At 67.6% G+C, this 22074-nt stretch carries 19 protein-coding genes; 2 read left to right on the top strand and 17 right to left on the bottom strand.

The features are described 5' to 3' along the window. Positions 1-22: 22 nt before the first annotated feature. The 15 genes from nuoN to FK531_RS14240 all read right to left on the bottom strand — a co-directional run bounded on the left by nuoN (position 23) and on the right by FK531_RS14240 (position 17641). A complete protein-coding gene (gene nuoN / locus FK531_RS14170; RefSeq protein ID WP_290367628.1) occupies positions 23-1612 on the bottom strand; it encodes an NADH-quinone oxidoreductase subunit NuoN in 1590 nt (529 codons plus the stop codon). Further along, complete coding sequence (locus FK531_RS14175) at positions 1609-3231, bottom strand: NADH-quinone oxidoreductase subunit M (RefSeq protein WP_142100386.1); 1623 nt, start codon at positions 3229-3231, stop codon at positions 1609-1611. Before FK531_RS14175 ends, nuoN begins: the two co-directional genes overlap by 4 nt. Continuing rightward, complete coding sequence (gene nuoL, locus FK531_RS14180) at positions 3228-5123, bottom strand: NADH-quinone oxidoreductase subunit L (RefSeq protein ID WP_142100388.1); 1896 nt, start codon at positions 5121-5123, stop codon at positions 3228-3230. The genes FK531_RS14175 and nuoL overlap by 4 nt, the downstream gene beginning before the upstream one ends. A gap of 1 nt (position 5124) precedes the next feature. Further along, positions 5125-5424: an NADH-quinone oxidoreductase subunit NuoK gene (gene nuoK / locus FK531_RS14185; RefSeq protein WP_142100390.1), complete on the bottom strand. Its 300-nt coding sequence runs from the start codon at positions 5422-5424 to the stop codon at positions 5125-5127. Beyond that, on the bottom strand, positions 5421-6266 hold the full coding sequence (locus tag FK531_RS14190; protein WP_142100392.1) for an NADH-quinone oxidoreductase subunit J: 846 nt from the start codon (positions 6264-6266) through the stop codon (positions 5421-5423). The genes nuoK and FK531_RS14190 overlap by 4 nt, the downstream gene beginning before the upstream one ends. Then, complete coding sequence (gene nuoI / locus FK531_RS14195) at positions 6263-6811, bottom strand: NADH-quinone oxidoreductase subunit NuoI (protein ID WP_142100394.1); 549 nt, start codon at positions 6809-6811, stop codon at positions 6263-6265. The genes FK531_RS14190 and nuoI overlap by 4 nt, the downstream gene beginning before the upstream one ends. Then, positions 6795-8117, bottom strand: a complete 1323-nt coding sequence (gene nuoH, locus FK531_RS14200) for an NADH-quinone oxidoreductase subunit NuoH (protein ID WP_142100396.1) — start codon at positions 8115-8117, stop codon at positions 6795-6797. Before nuoH ends, nuoI begins: the two co-directional genes overlap by 17 nt. Continuing rightward, positions 8114-10543, bottom strand: coding sequence for an NADH-quinone oxidoreductase subunit G (locus FK531_RS14205; protein WP_142100398.1), 2430 nt, complete (start codon positions 10541-10543; stop codon positions 8114-8116). Before FK531_RS14205 ends, nuoH begins: the two co-directional genes overlap by 4 nt. Beyond that, positions 10540-12654 carry an NADH-quinone oxidoreductase subunit NuoF gene (nuoF, locus tag FK531_RS14210; protein WP_142100400.1) on the bottom strand — a complete coding sequence of 705 codons (2115 nt, stop codon included), beginning with the start codon at positions 12652-12654 and terminating at the stop codon, positions 10540-10542. The genes FK531_RS14205 and nuoF overlap by 4 nt, the downstream gene beginning before the upstream one ends. After that, positions 12651-13934 carry an NADH-quinone oxidoreductase subunit D gene (locus FK531_RS14215; RefSeq protein WP_142100402.1) on the bottom strand — a complete coding sequence of 428 codons (1284 nt, stop codon included), beginning with the start codon at positions 13932-13934 and terminating at the stop codon, positions 12651-12653. The genes nuoF and FK531_RS14215 overlap by 4 nt, the downstream gene beginning before the upstream one ends. Next, positions 13934-14584, bottom strand: a complete 651-nt coding sequence (locus tag FK531_RS14220; RefSeq protein WP_142100403.1) for an NADH-quinone oxidoreductase subunit C — start codon at positions 14582-14584, stop codon at positions 13934-13936. Before FK531_RS14220 ends, FK531_RS14215 begins: the two co-directional genes overlap by 1 nt. Next, complete coding sequence (locus tag FK531_RS14225; protein ID WP_142100813.1) at positions 14581-15189, bottom strand: NuoB/complex I 20 kDa subunit family protein; 609 nt, start codon at positions 15187-15189, stop codon at positions 14581-14583. The genes FK531_RS14220 and FK531_RS14225 overlap by 4 nt, the downstream gene beginning before the upstream one ends. 45 nt (positions 15190-15234) lie before the next feature. Further along, positions 15235-15633: an NADH-quinone oxidoreductase subunit A gene (locus FK531_RS14230; protein WP_142100405.1), complete on the bottom strand. Its 399-nt coding sequence runs from the start codon at positions 15631-15633 to the stop codon at positions 15235-15237. 171 nt (positions 15634-15804) lie between these two features. Then, positions 15805-16212, bottom strand: a complete 408-nt coding sequence (locus FK531_RS14235; protein WP_142100407.1) for an Rv3143 family two-component system response regulator — start codon at positions 16210-16212, stop codon at positions 15805-15807. Positions 16213-16228: 16 nt separating this feature from the next. After that, a complete protein-coding gene (locus FK531_RS14240; RefSeq protein ID WP_142100409.1) occupies positions 16229-17641 on the bottom strand; it encodes an NAD(P)/FAD-dependent oxidoreductase in 1413 nt (470 codons plus the stop codon). 204 nt (positions 17642-17845) lie between these two features. Between FK531_RS14240 and gdhA the strand changes: the two genes are divergently transcribed. Next, a complete protein-coding gene (gdhA, locus tag FK531_RS14245; protein ID WP_142100411.1) occupies positions 17846-19213 on the top strand; it encodes an NADP-specific glutamate dehydrogenase in 1368 nt (455 codons plus the stop codon). Between the two features lies 1 nt (position 19214). Here the strand turns inward: gdhA and FK531_RS14250 are convergent, their stop codons facing one another. Then, positions 19215-20021, bottom strand: coding sequence for a helix-turn-helix domain-containing protein (locus FK531_RS14250; protein ID WP_142100413.1), 807 nt, complete (start codon positions 20019-20021; stop codon positions 19215-19217). 274 nt (positions 20022-20295) lie between these two features. Between FK531_RS14250 and FK531_RS14255 the strand changes: the two genes are divergently transcribed. Then, on the top strand, positions 20296-20967 hold the full coding sequence (locus FK531_RS14255; protein WP_142100415.1) for a DUF5995 family protein: 672 nt from the start codon (positions 20296-20298) through the stop codon (positions 20965-20967). Between the two features lie 284 nt (positions 20968-21251). On the opposite strand, the gene FK531_RS14260 is transcribed toward FK531_RS14255, so the two are convergent. Further along, positions 21252-21827 carry a hypothetical protein gene (locus tag FK531_RS14260; RefSeq protein WP_142100417.1) on the bottom strand — a complete coding sequence of 192 codons (576 nt, stop codon included), beginning with the start codon at positions 21825-21827 and terminating at the stop codon, positions 21252-21254. Positions 21828-22074: the final 247 nt, after the last annotated feature.

The following is a 22074-nucleotide window of genomic DNA, read 5'->3' on the forward strand; positions in this document are numbered from 1 at the left end:
GTTGAGCCTTCGGAGCCTTGTGTCACTGAAGGAACTCGGCGGCGCGGTCGGCCAGGTCCAGGACCGGCTGCGGCGCGATCCCGAGCAGCACGGTCACCGCCGCACTGACGAAGATCGCCGCGGATGTCAGCACGCTCGGCACCACCGCGGTCGGCTGATCGGTGTGGGCCGTCGCGTCGGTGAAGAACATCAGCACGATCACCCGCACGTAGAAGAACGCCGCGATTGCACTGCACACCACGCCGACCAGGACCAGGGGCACCGCCCCGCCGGACTCCGCGGCCTGGAAGACCGCGAGCTTGCTGACGAACCCACTCGTCAGCGGAATGCCCGCGAAGGCGAGCAGGAACAACGCGAACAGGCCGGCGACCACTGGCGACCGGCGCCCGAGACCGGCCCACCTCGACATCTCGCCGGCCTCCCCGGTGCTGTCCCGCACCAGGCTGACGACGGCAAACGCGCCGAGTGTGCTGAATCCGTAGGCCAGCAGGTAGAACAACGTCGACGACAGCCCGGCGCGGTTCCCGGCGATCAGACCCGTGAGGATGAACCCGGCGTGCGCGATCGAGGAGTACGCGAGCATTCGCTTGACGTCGGTCTGGGTGACTGCCGCAACCGACCCGACCACCATCGTCGCGATGGCCACCGCCCACAGCACCGGCCGCCAGTCCTCGTGCAGGTCGGGTAACGCAACGTAGAACACGCGCAGCATCGCACCGAACGCGGCGATCTTCGTCGCCGACGCCATGAACGCGGTGACCGGGGTGGGCGCGCCCTGGTACACGTCCGGGATCCAGGAGTGGAACGGCACCGCGCCGACCTTGAACAGCAGCCCGACCGAGAGCAGCGCGACGCCGATCAGGAGCGTGTTGTCGGCGCCCGGCCTGGCGGCCACGGCGTCGCCGATCTCGCCGAGCTGCACGGTGCCCGCGTACCCGTACAGCAGCGCGACGCCGTAGAGGAAGAAGGCCGAGGAGAACGCGCCCAGCAGGAAGTACTTCATCGCCGATTCCTGGGACAGCAGGCGTCGGCGGCGGGCCAGCCCGCACAGCAGGTACAGCGGTAGCGAGAGCACCTCGAGCGCCACGAACATGGTCAGCAGGTCGTCGGAGGCGGGGAAGAGCAGCATGCCGCCGACCGCGAGCAGGGTCAGTGGGAAGACTTCCGTCTGTGCCACTCCGACTTTCGCGGCCTCGCGCTCCGCGACGCTACCGGGGAGGGTGGAGGCGCGCGGCGCGAAGGTGTCGGCCCGGTCGGTCGCCGCGCCGGCACCGACCTCGACCCGACGCTCGGCGACGAGCAGGATCGTCGCGATGGCGACCAGCAGGAGGGTGCCCTGCAGGAACAGGGTGGGGCCGTCGACGGCCACCGACCCCACGACCGCGAGGTGTCCCACCGAACCGGACGAATGCAGGTGCGTGGCAAGGACGATCACCGCAACGAAGGCGGCGACGAGACCGCCGAGGCTGATCACCAGGTGGCTCGGGTAGCGGCCGCGGCGCGGCACGAACGCCTCGACGAGCACACCGAGGACGGCAGCGCCGAACACGATCAGCATCGGCGAGAGCTGGCCGTACTCGATCGACGGCGTGGGCAGGGTGGCGGTATTCACTGGTGCGCACCTCCGTGGGCGTCATCGCCGACGTGGCCGGTGACGAATGGTCCGCTCGGCACTGTCGGTGCCGGATCCTGCTGGCCGATGGTGGTCAGGGTTGCCGTCACTGCGGGATTGACCACGTCGAGTACCGGTTTCGGGCAGAAGCCGAGCAGGATCAGCAGCGCGATCAGTGGCGCCACCACCGCGATCTCCCGTGGCATCAGGTCGGTGATCTTCCCGTTGCCCTCGGTCACCGGCCCGGTCATCGTCCGCTGGTACATCCACAGCACGTAGATCGCGGCGAGCACCAGTGCGCTGGTCGCGACCACCGCGGCGACCGGGTAGCGGGTGAACGTGCCGACCAGGACCAGGAATTCGCTGACGAACGGTGCCAGCCCGGGCAGGGAGAGGGTGGCCAGCCCGGCGACGAGGAAGGTGCCGGCCAGGATCGGCGCGACCTTCTGCACCCCGCCGTAGTCGGCGATCAGCCGGCTGCCGCGGCGGGCCACCAGGAACCCGGCCACCAGGAACAACGCCGCGGTCGAGATGCCGTGGTTGACCATGTACAGCACGGACCCGGCCTGAGCCTGGGTGGTGAGTGCGAAGATGCCGAGCACGATGAAGCCGAAGTGCGAGATCGAGGTGAACGAGATCAGCCGCATCATGTCGGACTGCCCGATCGCCAGCACCGCGCCGTAGACGATGCCGATCACCGCGAGTGTCACGATCGCCGGCGCGAAGTACCGCGACGCGTCCGGGAACAGTTGCAGGCAGTAGCGCAGCATCGCGAAGGTGCCCACCTTGTCGACGACCGCCATCATGAGAACCGCTGTGGCGGGGGTGGATTCCACCGCCGCGTCCGGGAGCCAGCTGTGCAGCGGCCACAGCGGTGCCTTGACCGCGAACGCGAACATGAAGCCGAGGAACAGGGCCTTCCCGACGCCGGGGTCGATCGTGAGGGTGCCGGAGGAGACCGCCGCCACGATCTCACGGAAGTCGAACGTGCCCGCCTCGAACGGGCTGCCCTGCCCGGCGGTCACCACGTACAGTCCGATGACGGCGGCCAGCATGACCAGGCCGCCGAAGAGGTTGTACAGCAAGAACTTCACCGCGGCGCGGGACCGGCGCGTGCGGTCCCCGCCGAATCCTCCGATGAGGAAGTACATCGGGATCAGCATCACCTCGAAGAAGACGTAGAACAGCAGGACGTCGAGCGCGGCGAACGACACGATCACCATCGCCTCGACGACCAGGAACAGCGCCAGGTACATATGGGTCGAACGTGATCGGTCGCCGGTGCCGTCCGGTTGCTCGGCGTCGTTCCAGCCCGCGAGCACCAGCAGCGGCACCAGGACCGCCGTCAACGCGACCAGCACCAGTGCGATGCCGTCGAGCCCGAGGGCGTACCTGGTGCCGAAAGCCCGTATCCAGGCGTGCGATTCGACGAACTGGTACTGCGCACCCGACGAGTCGAACCGTAGCGCCAGCATCACCACCAGGGCGAGAACCACCAGCGAGGTCGCCAACGCGACCACCTTCGCGAGTCGCCGCGCACCCGCGGGCAGCAGCAGGACAACGACGGCACCGACCAGCGGCACCACCCACAACGCGGTCAGCCAGGGAAAGTCGTTCACCGGACCCCCGCCCACACCATCGCCGCGACGACCACCGCGGCCCCAGTGAACATGTACAGGGCGTAGGACCGGACGAACCCGGTCTGCATGCGCCGGAAGCGATTCGAGGTGCCTGTGACCAGCGCGGCGACCCCGCCGACCGCGCCATCGATCGCTCTACTGTCGAGGAACCCGAGCAGTCTGGTCAGGTACTGGCCGCCCCGCATGAACACCGCCTCGTTGACCGCATCTCCGTACAGGTCATTGCGCGCCGCGACGGTCAACGCCGAGACCGCCACCGGCGCGGTCTCGGGAATCGGTGCGGTGGCGTACCGCTGGTACGCCGCTGCCACGCCGACCAGCACCACCGCCAGCGTGATCACTGTCAGTGCCCACACCGGCAGTCCTCCCTCGCGCGGCGCGTGCGTGCCGACGACCGGTTCGAGCCAGTGTTCGAGCGAGGAGCCGGCGGCGAACACCGCACCCGAGGCCACCGAACCCACCGCGAGCAGGATCATCGGCACTGTCATCACCCCCGGTGACTCGTGCGGTTCGGGTGCGGCACCCTCGCTGCGCCACCGCCTCTCGCCGAAGAAGGTCATCAGCATCACCCTGGTCATGTAGAACGCCGTGATGCCGGTGCCGAGCAGTGCGGCCGCACCGAGGATCAGGCCCTTCGCGCCGCCCGCGTCGAACGCCACCTCGATGATCTTGTCCTTGGCGAAGAACCCGGAGAACGGCGGAATGCCGATGATGGCAAGGTAACCCAGGCCGAACGTCACAAAGGTGATCGGCATGACGGTGCGCAGTCCGCCGTAGCGGCGCATGTCGGTCTCGTCGTTCATGCCGTGCATCACGGACCCGGCACCGAGGAACAGGCCAGCCTTGAAGAAGCCGTGACTGAGCAACAGCATGATTGCGAAGGTGTATCCCGCGGGGCCGAGTCCCGCGGCCAGGACCATGTAGCCGATCTGGCTCATGGTCGAGGCTGCCAACGCCTTCTTGATGTCGTCCTTGGCGCAGCCGATGATCGCGCCGAACAGCAGCGTCACCGCGCCGACGATCACCACCGCCAGTTGCGCGCCCGGCGCCAGGTCGAAGACCGGATTGGACCGCACGATCAGGTACACGCCCGCGGTCACCATCGTCGCGGCGTGGATCAACGCCGACACCGGCGTCGGACCCTCCATGGCGTCGCCGAGCCAGGACTGCAGCGGTACCTGCGCGGACTTGCCGCAGGCCGCGAGCAGCAGCATCAGTCCGACGGCGGTGGTGGTGGCCTCGCTCGCCGCCGGGGAACCTCCGAAAACGGCTGCGAAGTCGACGGATCCGAAGGTCGCGAACATGATCATCAGGGCGACGATCAGGCCGATGTCGCCGACCCGGTTGACCACGAACGCCTTCTTGGCGGCGGTGGCCGCGGTCGGCTTGTACTGCCAGAAACCGATGAGCAGGTAGGAGGCGAGGCCGACGCCTTCCCAGCCGACGTACAGGCCGAGGTAGTTGTCGGCCAGCACCAGCAGCAGCATCGCCGCGAGAAACAGGTTGAGGTACGCGAAGAATCGACGTCGCTCGGGGTCGTGCGACATGTAGCCGACCGAGTAGACGTGGATGAGCGAGCCGACCCCGGTGATCAACAGCACGAAGCACATCGACAGCTGGTCGAGCTGCAGACCGAAGTCCACCTGCAGCGAATTGACCGGCACCCAGCTGTACAGATTCTCGTGGACCGCGCGGTCGGCGTCGCTGCGGCCGAGCATGCCGACAAACATCGCCACGCCCACGGCAAACGAAGCCAGCGCGGTGGCGCAGCCGAGCAGGTGTCCCCACTGGTCCGTACGCCGGCCGCCGAGGAGCAGCACGACGGCACCGAGCAACGGCAGAGCCGGCAGGAGCCAGATTCCCCCCGTCACGTCAGTACTTCAGCAGGTTGGCGTCGTCGACCGAAGCCGAACGGCGGGAACGGAACATGGTCATGATGATCGCCAGGCCGACCACGACCTCGGCGGCGGCGACCACCATCGTGAAGAACGCGAACACCTGCCCGTCGAGGGTGCCGTGCATCCGCGCGAACGTCACGAACGCGAGGTTCGACGCGTTGAGCATCAGTTCGACGCACATGAACACCACGATCGCGTTGCGGCGGATCAGCACACCGCCTGCGCCGATGGAGAAGAGCAGTGCGGACAGGTACAGGTAGTTGTCGGGGTTCATCGCGTCCCGTCCTCTCCGTGTTCGTCCGATCCGTGTTCGGTTGGCGTGTCGCTGCTTTCGTGCGCCGCCGTCGTCGCCTCGTCGCGGGCGCGGCGGCGTTGCAGCACCGCGCTGACCGACGACTGCGCGGGCGTACCGTCCGGCAGCAGGGCGGGCAGGTGCACCGCGTTGTGACGGGCGTACACGCCGGGACTGGGCAACGGCGCGGCCAGGCCGCCCCCGCGGAACCGGTCCTCCGACATCTCCCGTTGGGTGCGGCGCGGCTCGAACCGTTCTCGGTGAGCAAGCACCATCGCTCCGATGGTCGCGGTGATGAGCAGGGCGCCGGTGAGTTCGAAGGCCCACACGTAGCGGACGAAGATGAGATCGGCCAGCGCGGGGACGTTGCCTGCGGCGTTGGCTCGGTCCGCGCCGACGAATCCGCGCCCGCCCTCGGCCGCGGCCGCGAGCGCATTACCGAGGCCGGCGATCAGCAGGGTCCCGAATCCGATGCCCACCACGATCGCGGCGACCCGCTGCCCGCGGATCGTCTCCACCAGCGACTCGGAGGAGTCGACCCCGACGAGCATGAGCACGAACAGGAACAGCATCATGACCGCGCCCGTGTACACGACCACCTGCACGACGCCGAGAAACACTGCCCCCTGGGCGATGTAGAAGACGGCGAGGATGATCATGGTGGTCGCGAGGAAGATGGCGGAGTACACCGCCTTGGTCGCACTCACCACCCCCAGCGCGCCGACGACGGCGAGGGTGGCCAGGATCCAGAACTGCACGCCCTCGGCCGTCGACGTCCGGGTGAACGTCTCGGCGAGCACTACCGTGGCGCCGTTCGGGTTCACCGGACCGAACCCCCGTAGTAGTCCTGCGCGGTGGTCCCCGGGCGCATCGGGTGCGGGGCCGCGTCCATGCCGGGCTCGAGCGGTGCCAGCAGTCGGTCCTTCTCGAAGATCAGGTCGGCCCGGTTGTCGTCGGCCATCTCGTACTCGTTGGTCATGGTCAGCGCCCGCGTCGGGCAGGCCTCGATGCACAGTCCGCAGCCGATGCACCGCAGGTAGTTGATCTGGTAGACGCGGCCGTAGCGCTCACCGGGCGAGAAGCGTTCGGCGTCGGTGTTGTCCGCGCCCTCGACGTAGATGGCGTCGGCGGGGCACGCCCACGCGCACAGTTCGCAGCCGATGCACTTCTCGAGCCCGTCCGGGTAGCGGTTGAGTTGGTGCCTGCCGTGGAAGCGGCGCGCCGTCGGCGTCTTCTGCTCGGGGTACGACTCGGTGGCGGGCTTCTTGAACATCGTCGTCAGGGTGACGCCGAACCCGGCGAGGGGATCGAGGAGCCGGCGGACGAAGCCGCGGGAGTGGCGGGGCGGGCTGTCAGTGCGCTCGGGCATCGCTGCCCTCCTGTGTCTCGGAGTTGTCGGAGCTCGGGGTCTTCGGGGTGGCGGCGCCGCGAGTTCGGGGGCGGTCCGGGAGCGCCTGCCACGGCAGCGGCGGCACCGGGAACCCGCCCGCCAGCGGGTCGAACGGTCCTGGCGTGGGCGGGGATTCGGGCGGTGTGCCGCCGCGCTGCAGGGTCCACAGCAGCCCGACCGCGGCCGCGGCGACGGCCACCACGCCGATCAGGGCGGTCGTGATCCGGAACTGGTCGACGGTGTCGCTGAGCTGGCGGACCGTGGCCACCACCATCACCCACAGCAGGGAGGCCGGGATCAGTACCTTCCAGCCGAGCTTCATGAACTGGTCGTAGCGCAGCCGCGGCAGGGTGGCGCGCAGCCAGACGAACACGAACATGAACCCGGCGACCTTCGCCACGAACCACAGCAGCGGCCACCACCCAGAGTTCGCGCCCGACCACATGTTCAGCGGCCACGGCGCGTGCCAACCACCGAGGAACAGCGTGGTGGCCAGCGCCGAGACCGTCACCATGTTCACGTACTCGGCGAGCATGAACATGGCGAACTTGAGCGAGGAGTACTCGGTGTGGAAGCCGCCGACCAGTTCGCCCTCCGCCTCGGGGAGATCGAAAGGGGCCCGGTTGGTTTCGCCGACCATCGAGACGAGGTAGATCAGGAAGGACGGCAACAGCAGGAAGACGTACCAGTTCCCGTCCTGGGCGGCGACGATGCCCGAGGTCGACATGGTGCCCGAGTCGAGGAAGACCGCGGCGAACGCCAGTCCCATCGCGATCTCGTAGGAGATGACCTGGGCGGTCGACCGCAGCCCGCCGAGCAGGGGATAGGTCGAGCCGGACGCCCAGCCTGCCAGCACGATGCCGTACACGCCGACCGAGGCGATCGCCAGGACGTACAGGACCGCGACGTGCAGGTCGGTCAACTGCAGCGGGGTGCGGGTACCGAAGATCGAGACCTCCGGCCCGACAGGGATGACCGCGAAGGCCATGAAGGCCGGTGCCGTGGCGATGACCGGCGCGAGGATGTAGATCGGCTTGTCCACCGCCTTCGGGATGATGTCCTCTTTCAGTGCGAGCTTGACGCCGTCGGCAATGCTCTGCAACAAGCCGCCCGGACCGACCCGATTCGGTCCGATGCGCATCTGCATGCGCGCCATGACCTTGCGTTCGATCAAGACCATCGCGGTCGCGGACAGCATGAGGAAGACGAAGATGGCCAGCGCCTTGAGCAGGATCAGCCACCAGGGGTCGTGGCCGAATGCGGACAGGTCGGTGTAGCCGTTCATCGCAGCGCCCCGCCGTCAGCGCTCTTCTCGAACAGCTGGACCCCGACGATCTCGCCCGCCGTCGCGGCGAGGTGCCAGTACACCTGGGAACCGGGGGAGTTCTGGGGCAGCCACACCACCCGGTCGGGCATGTCCGTGATCGTCAGTGGCAGGGTGATCGCGCCGCGGTGGGTGCTGACGGTCACCAGATCGCCGTCCTCGGCGTCGATCTCGGCGGCGGACGCGGGCGACAGGTGCAGCGCCGGTCGGTGGGCTGTGCCCGCCAACTGCGGTTCCCCGTCCTGCATCCGGCCCGAGTCCAGCAGCATCCGCCAGCAGGCCAGGATCGCCTCGCCTCGGCCAGGCGAGCGCGCCGGAGCCGGACCGACCGCGGGCGCGGTGGGCGCATTCCCGTCCCACCCGCCGAGTTCGGTGAGCTCGGCGCGGGCGGCGGCGGCATCGGGAAGGCCGAGTCGAACGCCCATCACTTCCGCGAGAGCGTCGAGTACCCGCTGGTCGGGCATCGCGGCCGGTTCGCGCAGGGCGGCCGCGAACGGACGTTCGCGGCCCTCCCAGTCGACGAAGGTGCCCGGCTTCTCGGCCACCGGCGCCACCGGGAACACCACGTCCGCTCCCTCCGTGACCGCGCTGTGTCGAAGTTCCAGGCTGACAACGAATTCGGCGGTATCGAGGGCATCGGCCGCGGCCTGCGGATCGGGCAGGTCGGCCAGTTCGACCCCGCCGACCACCAGTGCACTCACGGTCTTGTCCCGCGTCGCCGCGAGGATGTCGGCGGTGCCCCGGCCCGGGCTGTCGGGTAGCCCCGTGACGCCCCAGGCCGCGGCGACCTGGCCGCGGGCGTCCGGATCGAGGACGGGTCGGCCGCCGGGGAGCAGGTTCGGCAGGGCGCCCGCCTCGACTGCCCCGCGTTCACCGGCCCGGCGCGGCACCCACGCCAGGCGGGCCCCGGTCTCGTCGGACAGACGGACGGCCGCCGACAGCGCACCCGGCATCGCACCGAGTCGTTCGCCGACCAGGATCACCGCACCCGGCCTGCGCAGCAGGTCGCAGTCGCGGAGGGAGTCGAGCATCGCCGGCTCACCGCCCGGCGCCGCCTGCAGCAGGCTGCCCGACATCTTGGTCAGCCCGTTGCTCGCGTACGGGGCCACGGAGAGAACCTGCACATTGTTGCGGCGCACGGCCTTGCGCAGCCGCAGGAAGACGATCGGTGACTCCTCCTCGGGCTCGAAGCCGACGAGCAGTACGGCAGGCGCCTTCTCCAGGTCGCTGTAGCTGACCCCGTCGCCGAGGCCCCGACCGGCGACGCGGGCGGCGAGGAAGTCCGCCTCCTCGGCCGAGTGTGCCCGGATGCGGAAGTCGACGTCGTTGGTGCCCAGCGCGATCCGCGCGAACTTCGCGTAGGCGTAGGCGTCCTCGACAGTGGACCGCCCGCCGACCAGGACGCCGGCGCGCCCGTGCGCGGCGGTCAGGCCGCGCGCCGCGACGGTCAGTGCCTCCGACCAGGACGCGGGCACCAGGACCCCACCCGCGTCGCGGACCATCGGGCTGGTGATTCGGTCCGGCGCGGTGGCGTAGGCGAACGCCCACCGCCCCTTGTCGCAGTTCCACTCCTCGTTGACCTCGGGATCGTCGCCGGCGAGTCGGCGCACAACGGTGCCGCGACGGTGATCGGTGCGTTGCGCGCAGCCGCTGGCGCAGTGCTCGCACACGCTGGGGCTCGACACCAGGTCGAACGGACGGGCCCGGAACCGGTACGACGCGCCGGTGAGGGCCCCGACGGGGCAGATCTGCACGGTGTTGCCCGAGAAGTACGACTCGAAAGGCTCTTTCGCGTAGATGCCGACCTGCTGCAGTGCCCCGCGTTCGGTGAGTTCGATGAACGGATCACCCGCGATCTGTTGGGAGAAGCGGGTGCACCGCGCGCACAGCACGCACCGTTCCCGATCGAGCAGTACCTCGGTGGACAGTGGGATCGGTTTGGGGAAGGTGCGTTTGACGCCGTCGAAGCGCGACTCGGACCGGCCGTTGGACATGGCCTGGTTCTGCAGGGGGCACTCGCCGCCCTTGTCGCACACGGGGCAGTCCAGCGGGTGGTTGATCAGTAGCAGCTCCATCACACCCCGCTGCGCCTTGTCCGCCACCGGGGAGGTCAGTTGGGTGTGGACGACCATCCCGTCGGTGACCGTCGTCGTGCACGACGCGAGCGGCTTGCGCTGGCCCTCCACCTCCACCAGGCACTGCCGGCATGCGCCGACGGGGGCGAGCAGCGGGTGGTCGCAGAACCGCGGGATCTGGACGCCGATCAACTCGGCAGCCCGGATCACCAGGGTGCCCTTCGGCACCGCGACATCGACGCCGTCGATGGACACGGTCACCAGGTCCGCCGATGCCACGTCGCCGGCCTTCGAACTGTCCGTGACGGTCATCGCGACCTCCCTCCTTCATCGCTCCCGCCGGGGTGATGGGAACCCTCTGCCAGGTGGACCGAATGATGGTTCCCATCACCCTGGACGGATGGGGCGCCGGTGGGCGGAGCGAGAATGGACTCGTGTGGGTCGAACGGGCAACCGGACTCGAAGTGCGCCAGGTACTCGTCGCGAAAGTACTTGAGGGAGGACGTGATCGGGCTGACCGCGCCGTCGCCCAGCGCGCAGAAGGCCCGGCCGAAGATGTTGTCGGAGATGTCGAGCAGTTTCTCCAGGTCCTGTTCGCTGCCGTCGCCGCGTTCGAGCCGTTCGAGGATCTGCACCAGCCAGTAGGTCCCCTCGCGGCAGGGCGTGCACTTGCCGCAGGACTCGTGCGCGTAGAACTCACTCCAGCGCAACACGGTTCGGACTACGCATGTTGTCTCGTCGAAGATCTGCAGCGCCTTGGTGCCCAGCATCGAGCCCGCGCCGGCGACGTGTTCGTAGTCGAGGGGGACGTCGAGGTGTTCCCCGGTCAGGATCGGAGTGGAGGAACCGCCGGGGGTCCAGAACTTCAACGTGTGGCCGGCGCGGACGCCGCCCGCGTAGCCGAGTAGCTCGCGCAGCGTGATGCCCAGGGGTGCTTCGTACTGTCCGGGGGTGGTGACGTGCCCGGACAGCGAGTACAGGGTGAACCCGGGGGACTCGACCGGGCCCATCGACCGGAACCAGTCGACGCCGCCCCGGATGATCGGCGGCACGCTCGCGATGGACTCGACATTGTTGACCACGGTCGGGGAGGCGTACAGGCCCGCCACTGCCGGGAACGGCGGTCGCAGCCGGGGCTGCCCGCGCCTGCCTTCCAACGAGTCGAGCAGCGCGGTCTCCTCGCCGCAGATGTACGCCCCGGCGCCGGCGTGCACTACCAGCTCCAGGTCGTAGCCCGAGCCGAGGATGTCGCGGCCGAGATACCCGGCCTGGTACGCCTCCGCGACCGCGGCCTGCAGCCGGCGCAGCACCGGCACGACCTCCCCGCGCAGGTAGATGAACGCGTGCCGGGCCCGGATCGCGTACGCCGCGATGATGGCGCCCTCGATCAGCGCGTGCGGCGTCGCCAGCATCAGCGGCATGTCCTTGCAGGTGCCCGGTTCGGACTCGTCCGCGTTGACCACCAGGTAGTGCGGACGTTCGTCACCTTGCGGAATGAACGACCACTTGGTGCCGGTCGGGAAGCCGGCGCCGCCGCGGCCACGAAGACCGGAGTCCTTGACGGTCGCGATGATCTGATCGGGGTCGGTGTCGAGCGCGGTTCGCAGCGCCTGGTATCCGGCGTGGCGCAGGTAGGTGGCGAGCGTCCAGGATTCGGGTTCGTCCCAGTACCTGCTCAGTACGGGCGTCAGCAACGACTCCTCGCCGAGCTCCCGGGCGATGCGCAGACCCGCCAGCGTGGGTTCGCCCGCGCCGCCGGTCGATTCGAGCGCCCCGGGCCGCTCGTCGGGAAATCCGGCGAGGATCCGGGCGGTCTCGCGGAACGTGCACAGCGGTGCGCCGCGGGTGGGCGTGACCTGGTCGCCGGCGCGCAGTGCGTCGACGATCGCCGTCGCCGACTCGGGCGTCTGGTTGTCGAAGAACTCCCAGTTGACCGTCATCACCGGGGCGAAGTCGCAGGCCGCGTTGCATTCGATGTGCTCGATCGTGACCTTGCCGTCGGCGGTGGTCTCGCCGTCGCCGACACCGAGGTGCTGCTCGAGCGCGGCGAGGAGCGCGTCGCCGCCCATGGTGGCGCAGAGGGCGTTGGTGCAGACGCCGACGTGGTAGTCACCGGTCGGGTCGCGTCGGTACATCGAGTAGAAGGTCGCCACCGCGGCGACCTCGGCGCCGGTGAGACCGATTGTGCCCGAGCAGAACTCGACCCCGGCGGGGGTGATGTACCCGTCCTCGGCCTGGACCAGGTGCAGCAGGGGGAGCAGCGCCGACCGTGAGTCCGGGTACCGTCCCACGATCGCCTTGGCGTCGAGTTCGAGGCGCGCGAGCACCTCGGGCGGATACGACTGTCGGGCACCGGGCTTCACCAGCAGACCCGGCTCTGACGGCCTGCGACCGAACTCGACGAACACCGGCTGATCGCTCATCGGTCCACTCCGCCCATGACCGGGTCGATGCTGGCGACGGAGGCGATGACGTCGGCGACCATGCCGCCCTCGCACATCGCCGCGACGGCCTGCAGGTTGGTGAAGGACGGGTCCCGGAAGTGCACCCGGTAGGGGCGGGTACCGCCGTCGGAGACCATGTGTACTCCCAGTTCGCCGCGGGGTGACTCGACCGACACGTACACCTGCCCGGCCGGTACCCGGATTCCCTCGGTCACGAGTTTGAAGTGGTGGATGAGACCCTCCATGGAGGTCCCCATGATGTCGCGAACGTGCTCCGGAGAGTTGCCGAGCCCGTCGCGCCCGAGAGTCAGGTCCGCGGGCCAGGCGATCTTCTTGTCCTCGACCATGACCGGGCCGGGCCGCAGTCGGTCCAGGCACTGCTCGACGATCGCGAGTGACTGCTTCATCTCCTCGACCCGGATGCGGTAGCGGCCGTAGCAGTCGCCGCCGGTGTCGGTGACGACGTCGAACGCGTAGTTCTCGTAACCGCAGTACGGCTGCGACTTGCGAAGGTCGTACGGCAGGCCGGTGGCCCGCAGGACCGGGCCGGTGACGCCGAGCGCCATGCAGCCGGTCAGGTCGAGGTAGCCGATGCCGAGGGTGCGGCCCTTCCAGATCGGGTTCTCGTTGAGCATCGACTCCAGATCGCGCAGGCGGGTGGGCATGAGCGCGAGCAGTTCACGCACCTTCTCGACCGCGCCGTCCGGCAGGTCCTGGGAGAGGCCGCCGGGCCTGACGTAGGCGTGGTTCATCCGCAGACCGCTGATCATCTCGAACACGTCGAGCACCAGTTCGCGTTCGCGGAACCCGAAGAGCATCGCGGTGACCGCGCCCAACTCCATGCCACCGGTGCCGAGGGCCACCAGGTGCGAGGAGATGCGGTTGAGTTCCATCAGCAGCACCCGCACCACACTCGCGCGTTCGGGGACCTGCTCGGTGATGTCGAGGAGCTTCTCCACGCCGAGGCAGTAGGCCGTCTCGTTGAAGAACGGCGCGAGGTAGTCCATGCGGGTGACGAAGGTGACGCCCTGCGTCCAGTTGCGGTACTCGAGGTTCTTCTCGATTCCGGTGTGCAGGTAGCCGATTCCGCACCGCGCCTCGGTGACGGTCTCGCCGTCGATCTCGAGGATCAGGCGGAGCACGCCGTGCGTGGACGGGTGTTGCGGTCCCATGTTGACGACGATGCGTTCCTCGCCGGCCGCGGCACCGGGTATCTCGTCCCAGTCCTGGCCGGTGACTGTGTAGGTGGGGTCTGGCATCAGGTGTACGACCTCCGCTCGTCGGGCGGCGGTATCTGCGCACCCTTGTATTCGACCGGGATCCCCCCGAGTGGATAGTCCTTGCGTTGCGGATGGCCGATCCAGTCGTCGGGCATCTGGATCCGGGTCAGCGACGGATGGCCGTCGAAGACGATGCCGAAGAAGTCGTAGGTCTCCCGCTCGTGCCAGTCGTTGGTCGGGTAGATCGCGACCAACGAGGGGATGTGCGGGTCGGCGTCCGGCACCGAGACCTCGAGCCGGACCCGGCGATTGTGGGTGATCGAGGTCAGCGGGTAGACCGCGTGCAGTTCCCGGCCGGACTCCTGCAGGTAGTGCACGCCGCTGACGCCGAGGCACAGTTCGAATCGCAGGTCAGGGTCGTCGCGCAGCAGTCGTGCGACCCGGGGCAGGGCCTCGCGTCGCACGTGCAGGGTGAGCTCGTCGCGGAAGACGACGACCTGATCGATCGCGTCGTCGCAGTTGCTGCCCTCGGCGACCAGGGCCGCCGCGAGCCCGTCCGCGATCGCGTCGAAGTACCCGCCGAACGGTCGGGTTGCGGTGTCCGGCAACGCCATCGGACGTTCCAGGCGCCCGTACCCGGACGTGTCGCCGGAGCCGTGCACCCCGAACATTCCCCGATCGCTGGTCATCGCAGCAGGCCTCCGGAGCGACCAGGCGTACCCCCAGGAGCGGAGCCTGCGGAGCGACCAGGCGTACCCAGCTCGATGGTGGGCGTTGCGACGAGGGCGGCCTCCTCGGCGGCGCGCGCGGCCTGCTCCCGGTTGACACCCAGTGGCATCTGCCCGATCTTCTCGTGCAACTTCAGGATCGCGTGCAGCAGCATCTCCGGTCGCGGAGGGCAACCGGGGAGGTAGATGTCGACGGGGACGATGTGGTCGACGCCCTGCACGATCGCGTAGTTGTTGAACATGCCGCCCGAGGAGGCGCACACGCCCATGGCCAGAACCCATTTCGGCTCGACCATCTGGTCGTAGACCTGCCGCAGTACCGGAGCCATCTTCTGGCTGACCCGGCCCGCGACGATCATCAGATCCGCCTGGCGGGGCGAGGCGCGGAAGGCCTCCATGCCGAATCGGGCGATGTCGTAGCGGGGGGAGCCGGTGGCCATCATCTCGATCGCACAGCACGCGAGCCCGAACGTCGCCGGCCACAACGATCCCTTGCGCAGATAACCGGCCAGGCCCTCGACGGTGCTCAGCAGGAATCCGCTCGGTAGCTGTTCCTCGAGACCCATGTTCGGTTCTGCTCCCGTCACTCGATCGGATGCGGCGTGTGCCGCCTAGTCCCAGCTGAGCCCGCCTCGCCTCCACTCGTACGCGTAGGCCACCGAGACGTTGAAGATGAACACGGCCATCGCCACGAGACCGAACGCGCCGAGTGCGTCGAAGTGCACGGCCCACGGGTAGAGGAAGACGATCTCGATGTCGAAGATGATGAACAGCATCGCCGTCAGGTAGTACTTCACGGGAATGTACTGCCTGGTCGCTCCGCCGGCTCCGCCCTCGTGCTGCGACGTCGCGGCCAGCGGGTACGGCGTCGGCTCGATCCCGCATTCGTATGCCTCGAGCTTGGCGCGGTTGTAACGCTTCGGTCCCACGATCGACGCGATGACCACCGAGACGACCGCGAACCCGACGGCGATCGCGCCGAGCACCACGATGGGGAGGTAGAGATTCATCCGGTCGACACCGCCTCTGAGCTACGACACCCTGTGAGCCACGACACAACACTACCGGCGTCGCCCGTTCACGGCGGGCTGAGCGGTGGGCGCGTCGCGCACCGGAGTCGCTGGGGAGGCTGGTGAAGAGTCAACGGCGGCAATGGGACTCCCACGTCGTGAGTAACTGGGCTACGGGTGTGGCGACGCGTCGAGGCGTGCCCGCAGCAGCGCGACGACGGGTTCGGTCAACCGGAGCGGGTCGATCGGGTGCGGCACGGCGGCCTCGGCACGCGACCAGTCGGCCAGCCAGGCGTCGTCCGGTCTGCCGGTCAGCACCAGGATCGGCGGGCAGTCGTCGATCTCGTCCTTGAGCTGCTTGGCGATACCCAACCCGCCTGCCGGGGTCGCCTCGCCGTCCAGGATGGCCAGGTCGATCCCGCCGGCGTCGAGGTGGGAGATCACGATGGGCGCGGTCGCGACCTCGACGAACTCGAGTCCCGGCAGGTCCGGGTGCGGTCGCGTACCCAGGGCCTGCACGACCTGTCGTCGGGTGGTGGCGTCGTCGCTGTAGACGAGTACGCGCAGCGAATCGGTCACGGACTCACTCGTCCCGTCAGCCTGCGGCCCGCTCGCGTTCCTCGCCGGTCTCGACGGCGGTGGGGTCACCGAGTTGCTCGGCGGCTCTGGCGCGTTCGTAGTCGTGTAGGTGCTCGATGGCGTTCCGGGCGAAGACCTGCTGTTCGGTGACGGCCATCTCGCCGCGACCACGGCTGAAGAAGGCGACCGTCCACGACAGGACGGTGGAGAACTTGCTGTGGAAGCCGACCAGGTACATCAGGTGGACGACCAGCCACATCAGCCAGCCGACGAAGCCGGTGATCTCCAGTTTGCCGACCTGGGCCACCGCGCTGAACCGCGAGATGGTCGCCATCGAGCCCTTGTCGAAGTACTTGAACGGCTGCCGCGATTCGACGGGTTGGCCGGCGACGGTGGCCTTGATCTGCTTGGCGGCGTACTTGCCGCCCTGCATCGCGACCTGCGCGAGGCCGGGCAGCTTGTCGAGGGCCATCATGTCGCCGATGACGTAGACGTTCGGGTGCCCGGGCAGCGACAGGTCGGGGTTGACGTGCACCCGGCCGGCCCGGTCGATCTCGGCGCCGGACTGCTCGGCGAGCTGTTTGCCCAGCGGGCTGGCCTGCACGCCGGCGGACCAGACCTTGCACTGCGAGTCGACCCGGCGCTCGGTGCCGTCCTTGTCCTTGACGACGAGGCCCTCCGCGTCGACGTCGACGACCATCGCGTTGGGTTGGATCTCGACTCCCAGCTTCTCGAGCCGGGACGTGGCGTTCGCGCTCAGCTTGCCGCCGTACACGGGCAGTACGGTGGGCGCTCCGTCGAGCAGGATGACTCGCGCCTCGCTCGGGTCGATCTTCCGGAACGCGTCTTTGAGCGTCCGGTTGGCCAGCTCGGCGATCTGCCCGGCGAGTTCGACGCCGGTCGGTCCGGCACCGACGACGACGAAGGTGAGCAGGCGCGCACGCTCCTCGTGATCGTCGGACAGTTCGGCCTCCTCGAAGGCGCCCAGGATCCGGCCGCGCAGTTCCAGGGCGTCGTCGATCGTCTTCATTCCGGGCGCGTAGCGGGCGAACTGGTCGTTGCCGAAGTACGACTGGCCGGACCCGGCGGCCACGATCAGGCTGTCGAACTCGGTCACCGTGGTGCGGTCGAGCAGTCGGGAGGTGACGGTCTGGGCCTCCAGGTCGATGTCGATGACGTCGCCGAGCAGGACGTCCGCGTTGCGCTGTTTCCGCAGGATCAGGCGGGTGGCGGGCGCGATGTCGCCGATCGAGAGGATGCCCGTGGCCACCTGGTAGAGCAGGGGCTGGAACAGGTGGTGGGTGGTCCGGGCGATCAGGGTGACGTCCACGTCGGCCCGTTTGAGGGCCTGGGTACCGAACAGTCCGCCGAAGCCGGAACCGATGACCACGACCCGATGGCGACGCGACTGCTCCGACTGGACGCTCATACGCACGCTCCTCCGCAATGTGGACGTTCGTGCCCACGGTAGTCGCGCGCCTGCGTTGCGTCTTTGCGAAACGGATGCGGGCGCCAGCGTGTCGCGCCGTGTACACCGAATGGCTGATATTTCACATGCGTGAAATATCACCGTCAGGACACTAGGTATGTGAACAGTTCTTGTGATTACCTTTACTTTCCATCCCTGTGAAGAATGAGGAGGGCTGTCGCTGTGAGTGGGCAGGTCCGTGCGCGTGTAGACAAGTACTTCGACGACGTCGTGCGTCGCAACGCCGGTGAGCCGGAGTTCCATCAGGCGGTCGCCGAGGTCTTCGAATCACTCACCGTGGTGCTCGAACGGCACCCGAACTACGCCGACGGTGCCCTGATCGAGCGCCTCTGCGAGCCCGAGCGGCAGATCATCTTTCGCGTGCCGTGGACCGACGACAACGGAAACGTGCACGTCAACCGCGGTTTCCGAGTGCAGTACAACAGCGCGCTCGGCCCGTACAAGGGTGGCCTGCGCTTCCATCCCAGCGTGAACCTGGGCATCGTCAAGTTCCTCGGCTTCGAGCAGATCTTCAAGAACTCGCTCACCGGTCTGCCGATCGGCGGCGGCAAGGGCGGCTCCGACTTCGACCCCAAGGGCAAGTCCGAGTCCGAGATCATGCGCTTCTGCCAGTCCTTCATGACCGAGCTGCACCGTCACGTCGGTGAGTACACCGACGTGCCCGCCGGCGACATCGGCGTCGGCGGCCGCGAGATCGGCTACCTGTTCGGCCAGTACAAGCGACTCAACAACTCGTACGAGTCGGGTGTGCTCACCGGCAAGGGGCTTACCTGGGGCGGCTCGCAGGTGCGCAAGGAGGCCACCGGCTACGGCGCTGCGTACTTCGTCGCCGAGATGCTCAAGACCGCCGGCACAAGCCTCGAGGGCCGCCGCGTGGTGGTCTCCGGTTCCGGCAACGTCGCGATCTACGCGATCGAGAAGGTGCACCAGCTCGGCGGCACCGTCGTCGCCTGCTCGGACTCGGCCGGTTACATCGTGGACGAGAAGGGCATCGACGTCGAACTCCTCAAGGAGATCAAGGAGGTGCGTCGCGCTCGCATCTGTGAGTACGCCGACACCGTCACCTCCGCCACGTACGTCGAGGGCGGCTCGATCTGGGACGTCCCCTGCGACGTCGCGATCCCGTCGGCCACCCAGAACGAGCTCGACGAGAAGGCCGCGCTGACGCTGGTGGAGAACGGCGTCAAGGTCGTCGCCGAGGGCGCGAACATGCCCACCACCCCCGACGCGCTCAAGGTGCTGCGCGGTGCCGGCGTCGCGTTCGCGCCCGGCAAGGCCGCGAACGCCGGTGGCGTCGCGACCTCCGCGCTCGAGATGCAGCAGAACGCCTCACGTGACTCCTGGGACTTCGACTACACCGATCAGCGCCTGTCGAAGATCATGCGCGACATCCACGACCGCTGCGTGACCACCGCCGACGAGTACGACAAGCCGGGGGACTACGTCCTCGGCGCCAACATCGCAGGCTTCGTCAAGGTCGCCGACGCGATGTTCGCGCTCGGCGTCATCTGATTCACCTTCCCGCGTACGCGCGCAACGCCGCCGCGGTCTCGGGATTCGCCGGGTAGAACGTCTCGATCGCCAGTTCGGCGACCGTGACGTCCAGCGGAGTCCCGAACACCGTGGTGGTGCTCAGGAAGGCCAGTTCGCCTGCGGCAGTGGCGAACCGGATCGGCACCACGAGGGCGCCGGGCATCAGCCCGGCGCCCTCGTGGCGTCCCGGGACGGTGTCGTCGTCCCCGCCCGGGTACTCGGCCAGCTCGGCGGCGAGTTCGCGCAGCACCGGGTCCCCGGTCGCCGCGATCTGACTGTCGAGCCGATGCAGCAGATGTGCGCGCCACTGCCCGAGATTGACGATCCGGGTCGCCATTCCGTCCGGATGCAGGCTCAGCCGCAGCACGTTGACCGGCGGTTCGAGCAGGCGCGCGGCGCACCCGTCGGTGAACAGCGCGACCGCGGCGTTGCCGGCGACCATCGTCCAGTGCCGGTCCACCACGACCGTCGGGTTGGGTAGCTGCGCCTCGAGGATCTGACCGACGGCCGCGGCGACCGCCGCCATCGGCACAGCGGAGAGCGAGTGCTCGGGGTAGGCCGGTGCGAACCCGCCGGCCAGCAGTAGCGAATTGCGTTCGCGCAGTGGAATGTCGAGCTGTTCGCTCAGCCGCAGCAGCATCGCCTTGGTCGGGCGCGACCGGCCGGTCTCGAGGAAGCTGACGTGCCGCGGCGAGACGCCCGCGCGGTGCGCCAGGTCGAGTTGGCTGAGCCCGATATTCCCGCTCCGGTTCGATCTGCCGGGGTTGCGTGACCCTCGTTGGGCAATTGCCGCCCCTCGGCTTGGCGGGTCCCGTCATTGGACCGCAACGACACAATCTGATACGGGTCTCGATGGTGACTCCTACCGGCTGCGTGAGCGTCACGCCCGGGCGGAGATCTCCGCAAGACCACCACCGGCACCCGCCAGTCGCTACAGTGATTACCGCCCGCGGGGTGGGGAATTTCGGTGAGCACAAGTGGGGAATTCAAATTCAACGAGCCTCATCAAGTTGGAAGGTCGGACGATGACAGATTCAGCCCCACCGTCTCAGCCGCGGACTGTGGACGACGTCGTTGAGCGCCTGCAATCCATCGACGCAGCGCTTTCATCATCAGATGGTGTCGCCTCTTTCAACCGAATGTATCTGACCGTCACCGAGCTGATACGCGACCGGCTCGCCGCGAATTTCTTCGCCGACACCGCGACCATGCAGGCGCTCGATGTTACCTTCGCCAATTTCTACTTCACTGCAGTGGAGGCCGGCGCCTCGGACACCCCGGTGCCGGCCGCCTGGGCACCGCTTTTTGCCAACCGTGGTGACAACAACATTACCTCTCTGCAGTTCGCCATCGCCGGTGCGAATGCCCACATAAACCACGACCTGCCCATGGCTATCGTATCAACCTGCCTGCACCTTGCTATAGCACCAGAAACACCCCCATTCCACGATGACTATCTCAAAGTCAACCAGCTACTCGGACAGGTAGATCAGCAGGTACGGGAGTCCTTCCTGCACGGAGGCTCACTCGCCGCCGACCGTGACGTGTCACCCGTGCTTAACCTAGTCGGCAACTGGAGCATCGATAGTGCCCGCGACGCTGCCTGGGTCAATGCCGAAGTGCTCTGGGGCATTCGGGCACATGACGTCCTCCGCGCCGCCTTCAGCGACGCCCTCGCCGGTAGTGTGGGATTGGTCACAGCGACCCTCCTCGCGCCTGTCCTTCGGGACTGACTGGGTTTCCGATTGGCGTCTATTAGCCTCGCGTACACGCCGACTGAGCGGAAGCCCGTGTCGTGACCAACGTAGTACCCTGAACTGGGATGATTCGACTCGTCTAAGGCCGAGTTCGAGGTGCAGTCCTCCCTGGCATGTCCGTCGACACCTACGGAACCGGGGCTGCGAAAGCGCGCCGGCGCGACCTTGTTGCTGCGTGCTGCGGAGAAAACCGGGCTAACTGACGGCGCTCGCTGGCCACCCACAACCCCGGCAAGATAGAGCTCTCGGTCACGGGGCCACTATGGCGGACCCCACGGAGCCATTCCTTCAGGGGATCCCCATATGCCCAAGCACATAATCAAGACGTCAGTCATCTCTTCCACCCCGCCGAGTGTCAGGAGATCAAATAGTCTTGGCGTAAATAGAATTATCCGTAAGTCGTTGATAGGCAGATCGCAAACGCCAGCATTGATATACGCCTGGCTATGTGTCCCATAGGCAAAGGCACGAAAATCCTCTCCATTGTGTTCAAGGTCGGCAAATGCGAACGGGTTGGCGTCGCGACGGTCTTCCATATACCTCTGCAATAGTACTAGGGTTTTGTCGACCCAGGCCTGTCCAGCAGGACTCAGTTCAGGTCGAACTACCGTGTGAAAATTCCGCACGTAGTAGTCGCCGTAGCCGAGATAGTAGTCTGGAGCTTGTTCGTCTGGATCAGCTCGGCTCATGAAGTCGGCGTATCGCAAGAGATAATAGTCGACGCTTCCGATTGCGCTACGTAGCGACTTCGCTCCGATTGCCACAACAGTCTGCTCTGGGAGCGTGATCACACCCTGTTCGTCCGTTTGACGTTGGACCATAATCGCAGTATTCACCGGGCCCCTGAATCCGCCGAGGCCTTGGCACGATAGTTGGGGATCGGGCTTGCGCGTCTCGGAGCGCGGCCTCACTCGTGTTCGCGCGTCTTTAGACTCGTCGATTGCTAGTTTCATTTGCACCGCAGGCAGTGGCACGCTCGATGGCCGGGACACTATTGGTGGCCGCCCCAATCGGGGACCTCCCAATCGGGATATGCGTCGTGGGGCCGCGCCTGAATCGGGGACGGGTGCCCGATCCACCACG

It is taken from the genome of Rhodococcus spelaei, from assembly GCF_006704125.1.
Classification (GTDB): Bacteria; Actinomycetota; Actinomycetes; order Mycobacteriales; family Mycobacteriaceae; genus Rhodococcus_G; species Rhodococcus_G spelaei.

What these genes read in the sequence shown, in the direction of transcription:
- FK531_RS14205 (WP_142100398.1), bottom strand. Translation starts at nt 10,543, where the DNA reads ATGACCGTCACGGACAGTTCGAAGGCCGGCGACGTGGCATCGGCGGAC.
- gdhA (WP_142100411.1), top strand. Translation starts at nt 17,846, where the DNA reads ATGAGGAGGGCTGTCGCTGTGAGTGGGCAGGTCCGTGCGCGTGTAGAC.
- FK531_RS14240 (WP_142100409.1), bottom strand. Translation starts at nt 17,641, where the DNA reads ATGAGCGTCCAGTCGGAGCAGTCGCGTCGCCATCGGGTCGTGGTCATC.
- FK531_RS14230 (WP_142100405.1), bottom strand. Translation starts at nt 15,633, where the DNA reads ATGAATCTCTACCTCCCCATCGTGGTGCTCGGCGCGATCGCCGTCGGG.
- nuoH (WP_142100396.1), bottom strand. Translation starts at nt 8,117, where the DNA reads ATGAACGGCTACACCGACCTGTCCGCATTCGGCCACGACCCCTGGTGG.
- FK531_RS14215 (WP_142100402.1), bottom strand. Translation starts at nt 13,934, where the DNA reads ATGCCAGACCCCACCTACACAGTCACCGGCCAGGACTGGGACGAGATA.
- FK531_RS14220 (WP_142100403.1), bottom strand. Translation starts at nt 14,584, where the DNA reads ATGACCAGCGATCGGGGAATGTTCGGGGTGCACGGCTCCGGCGACACG.
- nuoF (WP_142100400.1), bottom strand. Translation starts at nt 12,654, where the DNA reads ATGAGCGATCAGCCGGTGTTCGTCGAGTTCGGTCGCAGGCCGTCAGAG.
- nuoK (WP_142100390.1), bottom strand. Translation starts at nt 5,424, where the DNA reads ATGAACCCCGACAACTACCTGTACCTGTCCGCACTGCTCTTCTCCATC.
- nuoI (WP_142100394.1), bottom strand. Translation starts at nt 6,811, where the DNA reads ATGCCCGAGCGCACTGACAGCCCGCCCCGCCACTCCCGCGGCTTCGTC.
- FK531_RS14225 (WP_142100813.1), bottom strand. Translation starts at nt 15,189, where the DNA reads ATGGGTCTCGAGGAACAGCTACCGAGCGGATTCCTGCTGAGCACCGTC.